Annotated in this window: 18 protein-coding genes; 15 read left to right on the plus strand and 3 right to left on the minus strand. The window is 61.6% G+C overall.

Going from position 1 to position 13,552, the window contains the following annotated elements:
• The first annotated feature begins 47 nt into the window (after positions 1-47).
• The 7 genes from RR_RS02040 (at position 48) to RR_RS02070 (ending at position 6,065) form a co-directional block, all read left to right on the plus strand.
• A complete protein-coding gene (locus RR_RS02040; RefSeq protein ID WP_011222451.1) occupies positions 48-2,411 on the plus strand; it encodes a heavy metal translocating P-type ATPase in 2,364 nt (787 codons plus the stop codon).
• A 120-nt stretch (positions 2,412-2,531) separates the two neighbouring features.
• A complete protein-coding gene (locus RR_RS02045) occupies positions 2,532-2,954 on the plus strand; it encodes a hypothetical protein (RefSeq protein ID WP_011222452.1) in 423 nt (140 codons plus the stop codon).
• A gap of 108 nt (positions 2,955-3,062) precedes the next feature.
• On the plus strand, positions 3,063-3,563 hold the full coding sequence (locus RR_RS02050; protein WP_011222453.1) for a hypothetical protein: 501 nt from the start codon (positions 3,063-3,065) through the stop codon (positions 3,561-3,563).
• Positions 3,564-3,569: 6 nt separating this feature from the next.
• Positions 3,570-3,935: a DUF7568 family protein gene (locus RR_RS02055; RefSeq protein WP_011222454.1), complete on the plus strand. Its 366-nt coding sequence runs from the start codon at positions 3,570-3,572 to the stop codon at positions 3,933-3,935.
• 72 nt (positions 3,936-4,007) lie between these two features.
• Positions 4,008-4,403, plus strand: a complete 396-nt coding sequence (locus RR_RS02060) for a DUF7567 family protein (RefSeq protein ID WP_011222455.1) — start codon at positions 4,008-4,010, stop codon at positions 4,401-4,403.
• Between the two features lie 82 nt (positions 4,404-4,485).
• Positions 4,486-5,070: a hypothetical protein gene (locus RR_RS02065; protein WP_011222456.1), complete on the plus strand. Its 585-nt coding sequence runs from the start codon at positions 4,486-4,488 to the stop codon at positions 5,068-5,070.
• A 44-nt stretch (positions 5,071-5,114) separates the two neighbouring features.
• Positions 5,115-6,065, plus strand: coding sequence for a hypothetical protein (locus tag RR_RS02070; RefSeq protein ID WP_011222457.1), 951 nt, complete (start codon positions 5,115-5,117; stop codon positions 6,063-6,065).
• A 36-nt stretch (positions 6,066-6,101) separates the two neighbouring features.
• On the opposite strand, the gene RR_RS02075 is transcribed toward RR_RS02070, so the two are convergent.
• Positions 6,102-7,466, minus strand: coding sequence for a restriction endonuclease (locus RR_RS02075; RefSeq protein ID WP_011222458.1), 1,365 nt, complete (start codon positions 7,464-7,466; stop codon positions 6,102-6,104).
• A 137-nt stretch (positions 7,467-7,603) separates the two neighbouring features.
• Between RR_RS02075 and RR_RS02080 the strand changes: the two genes are divergently transcribed.
• The 8 genes from RR_RS02080 (at position 7,604) to RR_RS02110 (ending at position 12,497) form a co-directional block, all read left to right on the plus strand.
• The gene (locus tag RR_RS02080) at positions 7,604-8,050 is read left to right on the plus strand and encodes a hypothetical protein (RefSeq protein ID WP_011222459.1); all 447 of its coding nucleotides are present in this window, start codon (positions 7,604-7,606) and stop codon (positions 8,048-8,050) included.
• Positions 8,047-8,601: a DUF6166 domain-containing protein gene (locus RR_RS02085; RefSeq protein ID WP_011222460.1), complete on the plus strand. Its 555-nt coding sequence runs from the start codon at positions 8,047-8,049 to the stop codon at positions 8,599-8,601. The genes RR_RS02080 and RR_RS02085 overlap by 4 nt, the downstream gene beginning before the upstream one ends.
• 78 nt (positions 8,602-8,679) lie before the next feature.
• Entirely contained in the window at positions 8,680-9,366 is a 687-nt protein-coding gene (locus RR_RS02090) for a DUF6166 domain-containing protein (RefSeq protein WP_011222461.1), read from the plus strand.
• On the plus strand, positions 9,366-9,497 hold the full coding sequence (locus tag RR_RS22915) for a hypothetical protein (RefSeq protein ID WP_011222462.1): 132 nt from the start codon (positions 9,366-9,368) through the stop codon (positions 9,495-9,497). The genes RR_RS02090 and RR_RS22915 overlap by 1 nt, the downstream gene beginning before the upstream one ends.
• A gap of 26 nt (positions 9,498-9,523) precedes the next feature.
• Positions 9,524-10,159, plus strand: a complete 636-nt coding sequence (locus tag RR_RS02095) for a hypothetical protein (protein ID WP_049938500.1) — start codon at positions 9,524-9,526, stop codon at positions 10,157-10,159.
• Positions 10,156-10,692, plus strand: coding sequence for a hypothetical protein (locus tag RR_RS02100; protein WP_332379496.1), 537 nt, complete (start codon positions 10,156-10,158; stop codon positions 10,690-10,692). Before RR_RS02095 ends, RR_RS02100 begins: the two co-directional genes overlap by 4 nt.
• Positions 10,693-10,749: 57 nt before the next feature.
• Entirely contained in the window at positions 10,750-11,139 is a 390-nt protein-coding gene (locus tag RR_RS02105; RefSeq protein ID WP_011222465.1) for a hypothetical protein, read from the plus strand.
• A 152-nt stretch (positions 11,140-11,291) separates the two neighbouring features.
• Complete coding sequence (locus RR_RS02110; protein ID WP_011222466.1) at positions 11,292-12,497, plus strand: hypothetical protein; 1,206 nt, start codon at positions 11,292-11,294, stop codon at positions 12,495-12,497.
• Positions 12,498-12,539: 42 nt separating this feature from the next.
• Here RR_RS02110 and RR_RS02115 read toward each other — a convergent pair whose 3' ends face one another.
• Together RR_RS02115 and RR_RS02120 are read right to left on the minus strand one after the other, a co-directional pair.
• Positions 12,540-13,094: a peroxiredoxin gene (locus tag RR_RS02115; protein WP_011222467.1), complete on the minus strand. Its 555-nt coding sequence runs from the start codon at positions 13,092-13,094 to the stop codon at positions 12,540-12,542.
• A gap of 101 nt (positions 13,095-13,195) precedes the next feature.
• Entirely contained in the window at positions 13,196-13,540 is a 345-nt protein-coding gene (locus RR_RS02120; protein WP_011222468.1) for a winged helix-turn-helix transcriptional regulator, read from the minus strand.
• Positions 13,541-13,552 lie beyond the last annotated feature (12 nt).

A 13,552-nucleotide genomic window follows, 5' to 3' on the forward strand; every position in this document is an offset into this window, starting at 1 on the left:
AATATTCCAACAAAGACATATCGAACTCCCGCTCCTACCGTGAGGTGATGACAGAGAATTCCGATGTGGATACAGCGGGACCACCGAACGGCGGCGGGCAGCGGGAGTTGACTGCCCGTCTCACGGTCCCCGAGATGGACTGTCCGTCGTGTGCGCAAAAAGTCGACAAGAGCCTCCAGCGCGTCGACGGCGTCGTTGAGGCCACGCTCCAGCCGACCACCGGGACAGCTACCATCAAGTACGATCCGGACCGGACTACCAAAGCCGACGTCGTCGCGGCGATCGAAGCCGCCGGCTATGACGTGATCGGCGGAGCAGACGACGAAACCGACGAGTCTGCCGACGGCGTCGATATCGCGCCACCTTCGGAGGTCTGGACGAGTTCTCGCGCGAAGAAGACGTGGCTCGGCGCAGCGTTCGTCATCCTTGGTCTAGTCTTCGAGTTCCTTCTCACCGGCCAGAACGTCGCGATAGCGAGCATCCTCGACTACCCGCTACACATCGCAGATGTCCTGTTCCTCGGTGCCGTCGCGGCCAGTGGCATCCCGGTCGTCCGCAGCGGGTACTACTCCGCGAAGAACCGAAGCCTCGACATCGACCTCCTGATGGGGACAGCGATCATCGCCGCAACCGGCATCGGCTACTTCGTCGAGGCCGCGACGCTGGCCGTCCTGTTCAGCATCGCCGAACTGCTCGAGGACTATGCGATGGACAGGGCACGGGATTCTCTGCGCGAGCTGATGGAACTCTCGCCCGACGAGGCGACCGTCCGTCGCGATGGTGAGGAAGTGACCGTTTCCGTCGAGGAGGTCGACGTTGGCGAGACCGTCGTCGTCCGCCCTGGCGACAAGATTCCGCTCGACGGGACGGTCATCGAAGGCGAGAGTGCAGTCGACCAGTCGCCGATCACGGGCGAGAGCGTCCCCGTCGACAAGACCACCGGCGACGAGGTGTACGCCGGCGCGATCAACGAAGAGGGGTACCTCGAGGTAGAGGTCACCTCGACCGCTGGCGATTCGACGCTCTCGCGTATTATCGAAATGGTACAGGGCGCACAGGCGAAGAAGACCGAGTCTGAGCAGTTCGTCGACAGCTTCTCCGGCTACTACACACCCCTCGTCGTCGTGCTGGCAATCCTGACCGCCGCTATCCCGCCGCTGGTTATCGCTGATCCGGTGGCGGTGGACCTAGCCGGTTACGGGTTCACCTTCGCGGGCGACTGGCAGACGTGGTTCATCCGTGGGCTCACGCTGCTGGTGATCGCCTGCCCGTGTGCGTTCGTCATCTCCACACCCGTCTCGGTGGTGTCGGGCATCACGAGCGCCGCGAAGAACGGCGTCCTGATCAAGGGCGGAAATTACCTGGAAGCGATGGGCGAGGTCGACGCCGTCGCCGTCGACAAGACCGGGACGCTCACCAAGGGCGAACTCGCCGTCACCGACGTCGTTCCGGTGGGTGACACTACGGAGGACGATCTGCTCCGTCGCGCCGCTGGGCTGGAGCAGCGCAGTGAGCATCCCATTGCTACGGCGATTCTCGCCCGTGCTGAGGAGGCGGGCGTGGGCAACCTGCCCGACCCGACGGGTTTCGAGAGCCTCACTGGGAAGGGCATCCGCGGCGAGATCGGCGGCGAGACGTACTATGCGGGCAAGCCCGCGCTCTTCGAGGAACTGGGCTTCGACCTCGCTCGGGCACGCCGCGAGACGGACGGCGGCGTTATGACGGAAGAGGCGACCGAGGGCGAGAACGGGGCGTTCGCCGAGGATGCCCTCTCCGCGCTGGAGCGGGAGGGCAAGACTGTCGTTATCGTCGGGACGGAGTCGAAACTGCTGGGTGCGATCGCCATCGCCGACGAGGTTCGCCCGGCCTCGAAGCGGGCCGTCGAACGCCTGCACGAGCTGGGCGTCGAGCGCGTGGTGATGCTCACCGGCGACAACGAGGGCACCGCCCGCGCAATCGCCGAGCAGGTCGGGGTCGACGAGTATCGCGCAGAACTCCTGCCCGACGAGAAGGTCGACGCTGTCGAGGAGTTACAGGCAGAGTACGGTGATGTCGCGATGGTCGGTGACGGCATCAACGACGCGCCCGCGCTCGCCACCGCGGAGGTCGGCATCGCGATGGGCGCGGCCGGCACCGACACCGCTCTCGAGACGGCCGATATTGCGTTGATGGGCGACGACGTCGGGAAACTCCCGTACCTGTACGACCTGTCGCATACGGCCAACGGGGTGATCCGGCAGAACATCTGGGCGAGTCTCGGCGTGAAGTTCCTGCTCGCGCTGGGCGTGCCACTGGGGCTGGTCAGCGTTGCGTTGGCGGTCGTTGTCGGTGATATGGGGATGAGCCTCGGTGTCACCGGGAACGCGATGCGGTTGTCGCGAATCGAGCCCGATCGGTTCTCCGACACCTGACTCTGCGGCGGGAAGTGCGGGCAGGACGCTCCTCTTTCGCGACTTTCCTGCGCTCTATCGAGACAATTTGCAGTTTGTCTGGGGCAGTAGAGACTGAGCCCCACCGCAGGCTCTGATTTGATGCCCGAGAATCCAGACGACGATCCACTCCACGATTGCGAGTTAAGTCCCGACGCAGTCCTCGGGACGCGCACCTTCCACGATGTCCTGTTCACTGACGATACCGAGACGCCGGTAAACGTGCTCACCGGCGAGACACCCGCACATTCGCAGGCGACCGTCGAGGAAGCGAAGGCGTTCGCTACGAGTATCGATACGGACACACCACAAATCGCGCTCCCGGCCTCTGTCGAGACGCAGATCGAAACCCAGAGCCAACCCTACACGGCGGCCGCGTTCTTCCACTTCAAGGCGACCGGGTCGCTCGAACTGCACCGTGCCTACCACGCCGCCTACGACTCCGACGCGTTCAGCACCGACTTCGAGGCCGACTACGAGTCGGGCGACCTGACGATCACCGTCGAGCAGACTGCCGATTCCTGAACGCGGTCTCCCGAAGCGAGGTTTTTCGAGCGCCGGCGATGGGTGCCGGCGCACCGAGCAGACAGCGCCGAGCGGCGCCCGGTGAGTCGGCACTCCGAGGTGAACCAGATGCATATGGTCATCTACGCGCTGGTGGAAGCACCGACACAGCACGACGCCCTGGTCGAGGGGAAAGCAGTCTTCGACCGTCTCGTCGGCGCGAATCCCCACGGCTGCGCCGTGTTTGATTACTACGTCACGTTCGATGAAGACGACACGACGGTCGCCGGGAAGGCCCGCTGGGGTGACCTGCCGACGGCGGCCCCCATCAACTCAGAGGAGGGCGGTGAACTGCTCGACCGGGCTTGGAAGGCCACGAAAGAGGAGTTTCAGCGGAATCTCGACCGCGTGAAGGAGGCGCTCGACGAGCTCAGCGACGAGGCGATCATGCGCGACGAGGACCTCGCCCGCCACGCGTTCCACCAGGTCGGCGCGTACGAAGGGCCCTCAATCCCGATGTACGACCAGCACGCCCAGGGGATTCGGCATCGAGGCCAGCTCGACCGAGTCCTCGAGGAAGACGAGGACAGCCAGACGCTCTGGATCGTCCCCGCAGACGTTCATTTCTGACCAACGATGCCACGAATCACCAACTGGTCACGAGAGAGTCGCTCACCAACACTCGCGTATCGAAACACCGAGACTGGAGCGCGAGCTGTTCTACACCGGGCGCCGGATTCATACCGGTACAAGTGGCGCGGAGCGATCCTCGTCGACGGCTACCCGATCTGGTCGCGAGGCTTCGAGACGAAGGAGGCGACAACGTTCCGGGATGCGCTTCGGGAGCGGCCAGCGCCCGAACTGAACTGTCCGGAGTGTCCAAACGACGACGTCCTCGTCGGTGAGAAGACAGCTGATGGAGCGACGGTACAGCGCTGGTACGACTGTCCGGACTGTGGGTACGAAGCCCCCTCGCGCATCGTCTACGGCCCTGAACGCTGAGGACGTACACACGCAGGGTGTTTTTCGGCCGGGGCGGAGAGAGTGACCCGGTCGAACCGGGTCGGTCCAACAATGAGTCTCGAAGTACTCGACCGACACAGCGAGGCACTGTTCGAGTTCCTCTGGTGTCCCGTCTGCGGGCAGGAAGTGTTCACCCACATTCCCTTCGAGGGAGTGTTCTGCAAGAACTGTAACACGCAGGTCGTCCTCCAAGAGTCTCGAGAAGACCGTGGCTACGAGGAGGCTGTGCTCGCGTGCTTCGACACCGACTCAACGTGGAACCTTCACGTCGACGAGAAGCTCCGCCGCGACCTGCCTGACGGCTCGGCACGGGCAAAAATCCTCGGTGCACCGGGTGCCTATGAGATCGACTGGTGGAGTCCAGCACCTGGGGAGGATTGGGAGCCGGTCGAGCGTGGTGAATTCGACGACGTGGAGGAACCAGACGAGGTGTCACATCTCGCGTAGCGGATTGCAATCCCGCTACGACTGTGTGGTGTTGTTTCAGCGCCGGCGATGGGTGCCGGCGCACACGCGCCGGCGAGTACCGATGTCGACACGGAGCCAACTCCGATTCGTCCAACGAGTCGAACAGACCGGTGAGACAGATGGCAGCGCCGACCGCGTCGCGCAGGTGTACCGGCATTCGGACGGGTATCCCGGGAGCGTCCTCCGGGATCTCGCACAACTGAAAGAGCTGCTCGATGCGACCCGCGCAGAGCGTGGCCCGGGCTACACGGCGGCGACCTTCGTGTTCCTCGACAAGCTCTCGACGGTCGACCTCTACCTGGATGGCGACCCAGAGCGAACGATCGACGCGGCTCAGCCAGCGGATCTCCTCGAGCCGTCCAATATGGAGCACCTGGACCAGCCGCTGTTCCTGCTGGGCCACGGCGTCGAGAATCCGGCCGACGGCATCCACGGCGACGAGGAGTACCTCTACGTCGTCGAACTCCCGACGGAGAACCCGTTCGACGAGCCGACCGAGTGGACAGTCAAAGTGAGCGGTCACTCCGCGTTCCCCCGCTGGGACGGCCCGACCGACGAGGCCTTCGAGCAGGCGAGCTGGCAGTTCCACGGGTCGCTCGAGGACGCGCTCGCAGAACTGGTCCGGGACGAAGCAGTCGTCAAGTAAAATCCCAAATCGTATTTATACAGTTAGGGTTTAGAAAGACCCAGATGATTTCGAAGGCCGGACTCGCCGTGCTTGACGCGCTGAGTACCGGCCGTGAAGCAACACCGGCGGAACTCGCGGCCGAAACCGGATATTCACGAGACCATCTGTACGACGTACTCAACGAATTGCTCGCAGCGGGATTGCTCACAGAAACCCGTGGGTCCAGCAATCAGCGTCGTGTCCGCATCGCGGAACATCCAGTTACCGAAGCGTATCGAACGCTGCAGTCGGAGTTCAGCCACGTAGACTGGACGGAACTGCTCTCCCCAGCCACACTCCGCGTGTGTTGGTATCTCGATAGACCACGACACATCGCTGATATCGCAGACCGGCTCGGAATCACTCGACAAGGTGTCCACAGCGCGTTATCACCGCTCAAGCACCGAGCACTACTCTCCAGATCTGATTCGAAGTACGCCCTTCATGACGAAGTCTCGCCGCTGTTGGCGTTCGCCCGGGCTACTGTAGAGCACGAACATCGAGCCCGAGTCCGGGAAATCGCTCCCAGTGCCACGATCGCGTGGTGCGATCCGAAGCGAGCACTCGTTCGCCTGCAGACCGACGAGGATACGGACGCACTCCAAGCAGCTCCGGACTGGGAGATGACCGGACTGGGTCGGTTTACAGCGTATGGTCTACAGTTTTTCCTCGCCGGCGAGCCTCCGTTCTGGTATGCTCCGGACGAAGACCTAACGCCTGCTGAAGTCGTATGCCATACGCTCCTTCTGGATAGCGGATCTAGGCGGGTCAGCTATTCGATGCTGCTGATCGAGGCGGAGGATATCGATCAGGAGACACTCGTCGAGACCGCACAGTGGTACGACCTGGAACCCACTGTGAAAGCGTTGTATCGGCCACTTCAGGGCGACTTCGACAGAACAGATGATCTGCCAGTCATCCTCCCAAAAAAGAACGAATATATGGCACTCAAAGACCAGTACGGAGTCGCGTAACACCAACCACGCAGTCTGGCGGAAAATTGCGATGGGTTAGATGATGCCGCCGATCACGAGTAGTCCGACGACGAGCAGCAGCGTCGCAACCACGCTCCCTCCAGCAAGCAGCTTGTTCTCCATCGCCTTCTCGTGGAGGGGCATCTCGGCGTACTCCTTGCGGAACGCGTCGAGGTTCTCCTCGTCGTAGAAGTACTTCCTCTTCAGCGCGAACCGTTCGGTCACCGCACAGCCGGTACAGACCGGCTCCCCTTCGAGCCGTTCGGTCTTGATGTGGGTGTCGCAGGCGATCGCCCCGCAGTTCGGACAGTAGGTGTACGTCTCGTCGACGCCGCTCGTTTCGCAGTGGACGCAGCGATGAATCCCGTCCTCCAGAGTGACCCGTGAGGGGCCAGCAGCATAGTATTCGTACGGATACGAGTACTCCAGTATCTCTGTCGTCTGCCGAACCTCAGGTAGATACACCGGCTCAATCGATTGCACTGAGATGTCCGAGAGATTCGGCTCACAGGTCTTGTTGTACGTGACGTTATTGTCGCCGGTGTAGGTCACCGTCGTCGTGTGGTAATCCTGGAGGCGGTCAACAGCCCACTCCTTGTACTCCGTTTGGGTCTGGCCGAACCGTCGTTCGTCGACGTCGTCGAATACCTCGGTAAACTGCCCGGTATCGAGGGGGACCGTCGCGTGGAAGTTCTCGGTGACCAGCGTCGCGACTTCGTCGTCGGCCACCTTCGGATGGCCGCGCTCAGCGTGGACAACGAACTGTGTGCGGTCGTTGATCCGGTGGATGACACCGACTGAGGTCTCGAAGACAGAGTTCGTGTCGGCGGTGATCGCAACCACTGGTCGGAACGTCACTTGCGAGTGCGGCACCGGCAGATCCGCGGCCTCGATGTTCTCAATGTCGCGGAACGCCTCCTGGACAGGTGCGTCGACATCCGCCGCCGGATCGTACGGTCGGAGCGTCTCGTCACAGAGGATCTCGATGCGCCCGTTGTAGAGATCGAGACCGATTTCGTCGGCGATCTCCCGAAGGTCCTCGCCGTCGATCAGCTCGATGGGATAGGGATCGTCGTTCCGCTGGAGCCGGTCAGCGTACTCCTCGGCAGGGTTCGTAAATCGACCTGTGGTGGCGACCATCCCTCGCTTCGGGCCGTCGAAGTCGAACGTCGCGATGGCCGAGTGCAGCTTCTGGACGACCGGCCGGCCGACCGTCCCGGTGTGCTTGCACTCGACGATGATCGCCCGTCGCGTGCCGTCGACGATCTCCTCCATGATGACGTCGCGCCCCTCGTCGGCCGTCCGCTCGGCCTGGCGGACGTTTTCGTAGCCGAGGTTCCGGAAGACGTCCTCCATCAAGTCCTCGAACTCGAATCCCGAGAGGTCGTCCAGTACAGCCATCCGAATGTAATTGGACAGTATCTTGCTATGACTATATACGTTGCCGACGGTGGCGACGAAGTCGCGACGACGTGAGCGCTGGTGTTGTTGTTCGTCCCGCAAGGGGTGCGGGACGACACATTCGTCCCGGATTACCGATGAGTTCTGAGAGCAACAGCGAGAGCGCCCCCGACAACTGGTGGTTGCAACGCCGAACAGATGACGACCATTTCGTGTTCGCCTACGAGTTCTCGAAATCCGTCCTTTGCCACGTCCAGCAACCCTCGGACTGGCTGGTCCGGATCGATCGAGCCGATGGGACGATCCTCTTCAGTCAGCACGACCTCCGGTCGCGAGCAGCGGCGTTCGACCTCGCCAAGAGCGTCATGGAGCTCTGTACGATGCTCCATCGGGAGGTCGTCACGGAGCGAAGTCAAGCGCGAAAACCGATGTACGTCGGGCCCCGACCAACCGAGGCCGCGAGTGGGAGCAATCAGGGAGCCGGACCTGGTCCAGATACCGCCCGTCGGCCGTCGGATTCCTTCCCCCGCCAGCCCCCAGAACGACCACGAGGTATGGGTCACTGGGAGGGTGGGTTCCGATGACCGGCGGCCGAGCGTACCGCGGTGAACGCTGTATGGGTGGACAGCTGGTGTACACGCCCGATGGCGACGTACTGGACAAGCACCTCCACGTCTTGCGCCGCGCTCCTGGTGGATTCGACTGGGGACCGGAGGCCGACGAGGCCTGCATCGATCAACTCGCGATCGCGCTGCTGGCCGATTCAGCGACGAAGAAGATCGCACTCGACCACTACAAGGAGTTCGCGCAGTACCTGCGTGAAGAGCTCGAGGGTGACGAGTGGCGGCTCCCGACCAGCGACATTTCGGCCGATACCTGGTCGCGAGACATCGACGTGGCTGATGAGACGCCCTCACCGGAGGACGTCGACATCACGGCAGTCGATTTCGACGAGATGACCTTCGCGGTCGAGCGAGCGCTCTGCGAGCAGCACGACATTAGCATCCACCAGAGCGTCGACGACCGCCGCGAGGAACTGGAAGACGCCCGCCAGGCAGTCCAATCAGAAACTACCGACTCGGAGGCGTCAGAGACCGACACCGGCGGGTTCGAGTTCCCCGCAGCTAGCCAGTAGGGACGGTGAGGGCGTTTCCGGCTCTGTTTGTAGAACCCCCGAGAGGGGTGCGGGGGTCACCACTCCCGCAACGTACCGATGAACGGGAACGCCCGACGCACCACGTCGAACGTAGTCCAGACAGAAGCGCTCGCTAACCGTCGCGACGACTCCGTCGAATACGTCGGCTTTCGCATCGACGGCCAGGCCGTCGTTCTGAATCTCTCCGAACACCAGCGTCTCACTCCGGATCGAAGTCTCGATCTGGTCAACCACAGTCCCACCGGCTACGAGTGGGGATACGCTGGAAGCGGGCCCGCACAGCTCGCCTGTGGGCTCCTCCTCGACTACTACAACGACGCTCAGGTCGCCCGAGAACACTACATCGCGTTCCGAAATCGCGTGATCAGCCAGCTCGAGTGTGATGGCCCCGCGGCGTGCTGGCACCTCACAGGTGAAGAAATCGACGCGGCGATGGCGACGATCACCGACGATGTCGTCGCCCTTCCCGACGGCGGGGGGCCGTCACCGTCACTCCCCGAGAACTGGCGAACGGTCACTCGCCCTGACCGACGAGTCTTCCAGCGGGCTGATCGCGACCACTACATCGTGCTCGGGGAGGGAACCGACGGCTGGCTGGCCGTCCTCTGCAGTCAGGGAGACCGCGCCTACCCGGCACCCCTAGCGAGCCGGACGGTTTCGGGCGATGCCGATGTCGATCGGGCCGTCCGGGCCCTCGTCGACGAGAGCAACGACCTCATCGAGCCACCGGAGGGGGAGTGCTGATGGAGACGCTTCGGTTGTCGCGAGCCACCCACCAGTTGCTCGAACGGGGGGTCGAGGCGCTCGAGAAAATCGGTCGCGAACTGGAACGGTACAACGACCGGCAAGAGCAGACTGACGGTACCGACTCGTGACGCAGACACGTTCTCCCGGCCAGCGAGTGAGTACCGGATTCCAGTACACGCGCACTCCCGAGGGGTGCTCGTGTCCCATTCATCGCGACGGCCAGCCGTTCACGGCGCCGCTCGGCTTGCGGTTCGCAGAGCGCGTCCATATCGAATCGATCCCGCGCCACGTCGCCGGCGCGATCTACGAAGCCCATCATTCCTATATGGACAGTGTCCCGCGGACGAACCTCGTCCATCACGGGCTCTGTTACCAGGACCAGCTACTGGGTGCGATTACCTGGCGCTATCCGCTGATTCGCTCGCTGGAGTACGACGGGACGCGATACGAGGGTGACGAGATCGTCGAGGCAGCACGGATCTGCATCGGCGTCGACTTCCCGAACCTCGCCTCTGCCGCCCTCGCCCGGTCGATGGAACGGTTCGTGCGCCGGCACGGCCGGCGGCGAGGCGTTCGCCTTCTGCTGACGTTCGTGCGAGCTGACTTCGATGGCTCGATGATCAAAGCGCTCAGAGACAAGGGCTGGCACTGTGCCGGGAAAACGGAACCCGGACAGGCAGGTAACCGACCCGACAAGCAAATCCGAGAGCGGCCGAAATGGCGGTTTCTCTGTGAAGTTCCTGCTGAGTCGAGACGGGAACAGACCTCACTCGGACGGTGGACCCCGTGACCACGAACGCTCGCCTCATTGAGTTCGCAGCAGAGGAAGACTCGAACAACCAGCCGGAGCGCGATCCATCAGTGGTTGAGCGACTGTTGGACCCGATATCACCGGCCCTCGGGCTGCGACTCATCCCTGGTCGGGGTGACCCGGTGTACCTCCAAAATAGGGGCACCGAACGCTACCTGTTCCGGGATGCCCACGAGCGGTGGTTCATCCTCCAGCCCTCGGCCAAGGAGTCGGTCGACGACTTCGTTCGCTGGGTGTATCTCCCCGAGGGCAAGCCCGCCGAGATCGCCCGAATAGCGATCCGTCAACGGACGGTTCTCGGCTACAGGTACGTTCAGCGGAGTGAGGCTCCGGAGCCGGTCGCGACGACTGTGACAGCGAGGTATGTCAGTGAGCCCTGGCCCGACGATGTCTACGAGTGTGGTCCCTGTGGTGAGCTGTTTGACGAACCACAGACCCACGCTGTTCATTGTTGGAAAGAACACTTCTGGATTCCAAATCCCAAGCAGATTCGCCGTGCGCGAAGGAAATAACATATAGTTGTTATTTAATGACCAATCTCTATATCGTTTGAATTTGTGTGTGGTAATATGGCGACAAGGATGGCCACCCGACTTGAGGACTACTTCGAGCAACGAACGGACGGAAAGCTCCGTAGCATCGTGAAATACGAGGAGAGTTCCTACGAGATCATCCACCTCAGGGATGATGTTGCCAAGCAATATACGCCGGACGAGCTTGAATCGGCAATCGATGAGTCCCGGATGGAATCGTTAGCTGCCCCAATATATGAGAACACGTTCTCAGAAGGCCACGGACAGCTCACGTGCCTTGTACAGTGCTTCGAGAATGTTATTGAGATGAATTTCGTTCTCGACGATGGGATTGGGGCCGCAGTCGCTCTTGATGCTGAAGCCATGGGTGATGCTCACGGGCTTGTAGCTGAGGCAAGGCAAATCGTCCTCGAAGAGCGAGAGTAGTCGCCGATACTGGGCCATCCAGCCGCATTTTGAGAGGTTCTTCACGCCTATCGGCGACAGTTGATTAACCAACGAATTCCGAGGGACCAGAGTGAGTGTTGGTTAAGTGGTGTTGTTGTTGCGCCCGGCAGAGGGGCGCAGGGCGCGAGACGATGCAGGCGGCCGTCGATGAGCGTTCCTGCGTCGAGGTGACTGAAATGAAGGACCCAGAGTCGAGAACCATCTTCGCTGGCGTCGATGGACGTACCGACACCGAACTGCCCAAGTGGTACCGACAGCGGCACGGGGGCGAAAACCCCGTGAGCTTCGCCGAGGCGATCCGTGACCTCCCGCAGGCCGTCGAGACGACCGTGGCGTACCAGAATCCCTATACTGACGAGTGGGTCGAGACGGAGCGGTTCAACGCGCTCGTCGAGCCAAGTCGCGCTCGCTCGCAGGCCCGAGAAGGGGACGCCGAGACCGATCCGCTATTTCACGTTCCGACGGACAGCTACGCGATCATTAACCCCGTCGACGTCTACGGACCGCTGGAGGAGGTCCTTCGCGAAGAGACCATCGATGGGACGCCGCTGGGTGACGTGATGTTCGGCGAGATCCGGCGCTACCGGAGCGGCGGCGAGGTCCATATGGACATCATGTTCGACGGCCTCGAAGTGCACCTCCCCGGCCGGTCGGACCCGATCACGATGGGCGTCACGTCGGGTTACGACTTCTTCGGTGAGCACGCCGTCTACGTCGAGGGGTTCGCTCAGGACGGGTATTGTTCGAACACGATGCGTTCGCTCACCGACAAGGAGGTCATCAAACACGTCGGCGACGTGTGGAACTTCCGGAGCTGGTGGGAGGAACTCCTCGCACAGGTCGAACTCGTCGCTGACGACCTCTTCGAGTTCATCCGGGACGCCCAGGACATCGACCTCGACTTCTCGGAGCTGCCGTTCACCGTCACGGAGTTTTATAGTCTGCTGGGCTTCCCGGACTACCTGGCCGAGCGCGCTGCGAGCGATGCGGAGGCCAACGCGCCCTCACCGATCGAGATCGATATGTGGACGCTGCATTCCGGGGCGACGTACGCGCTGACCCACTTCTTCCAGGGCAAGGAGGGTGCGTCGCTGGACGGCTACGTTCGCACGGCCAACGACATTCTGTTCAACCCGGAGGGCACCATCGAGCGCGTCGAACGCGCTTACGAGGAGCAGCTGGAGACAGACGGCGATGACGGGTCGCAGGCGTCGCTCGCCGGCGAGCGGGCGCTCGCGAGCATCGAGCGCATCAGCGACGATCTGCAAGAGAAGGTCAACCAGTTCGAGGAGCGCGAGGACGCGCTTCGTGAGCGGTTCCAAGATGCGATGAGCTGATTGTCGGAGCGGCGTTCATTGATACAATCCTAAAATAGCAGTCTACGTTAGAGATTCCGGTTCCTCGTTATATTCGACTACTAATTCAACATCCTCAGGACCGAGTTCATCGCGTTCCGCTTCCAGCGTCTCAAGAGCGTCTTTAACCGGGAAGAAATCCGGCTTCTCGAGTGCATCTTCTGTCGCCCAGGCGTATCGAATCGTTTGCTGGGAATCGATAAGGAACACGGCACGCTGCGGGACGCGCTCGTGATTCTCCCATTCGTCATAACAGATGTCATATGACTCAGCAACCCGCCCGGAACTATCACTAAGTAACGGGAAATTGAGGCCGTATTCCTCGGCGAATGCTCGGTGGGCGTAGACGCTGTCACCAGAAACTGCCCAGACATCGAGAGCTGGCGTCAGCTGAAACCACTCCGCATCGCGAATCGCACACAGTTCGTTTGTACAAACAGGACTGAAATCAAATGGGTAAAATACCAGCAATGCAGCCCGATCATTGGCAGTTGTCTCATCCAAGCAGTACCCGGTTTGTTCTCCGTCACGGAAACCCGGAAGAGTAAATGACGGTGCAGACGCTCCCTCGTTTATCATGCGACATAGTCGCACACGAAGACAGGATAGTCTTTGGGTCAGCACTGCGATCTGAATTGTTGACTACTTGATGGGGGATGAAATCCATTAGAACCCGTACGTCAGGAGTTCGCCGTCGCCCACTCAAGAAGGGGTTCTAATCTCGAACGAATCTCATCCCCCTCGGCAGTTAGCGCGTATTCGACGCGTGGCGGAATTTCGTTGTACTGCGTCCGTGAGACGAGTCCTGCCTCCTCGAACTCGTCGAGGCGTTTCGAGATTGTCGAGGTACTCGCCGTCGGGAGGTGCTCCTCAATCTCCGCGAACCGCAGCGAATCGTGTGCGCCGATGATACTGACGAGTTGCATCGCGTATTTTCGGCTCAATGTGTCGATAACTCCTGTGAGCGGGCAGTAGCACGTCCCGTCGACATCGCACGCGGGCGCCGATGACGTAGTGTCTGCCATAGCTTCGTGGCC

This window comes from Haloarcula marismortui ATCC 43049 (assembly GCF_000011085.1).
GTDB lineage: Archaea > Halobacteriota > Halobacteria > Halobacteriales > Haloarculaceae > Haloarcula > Haloarcula marismortui.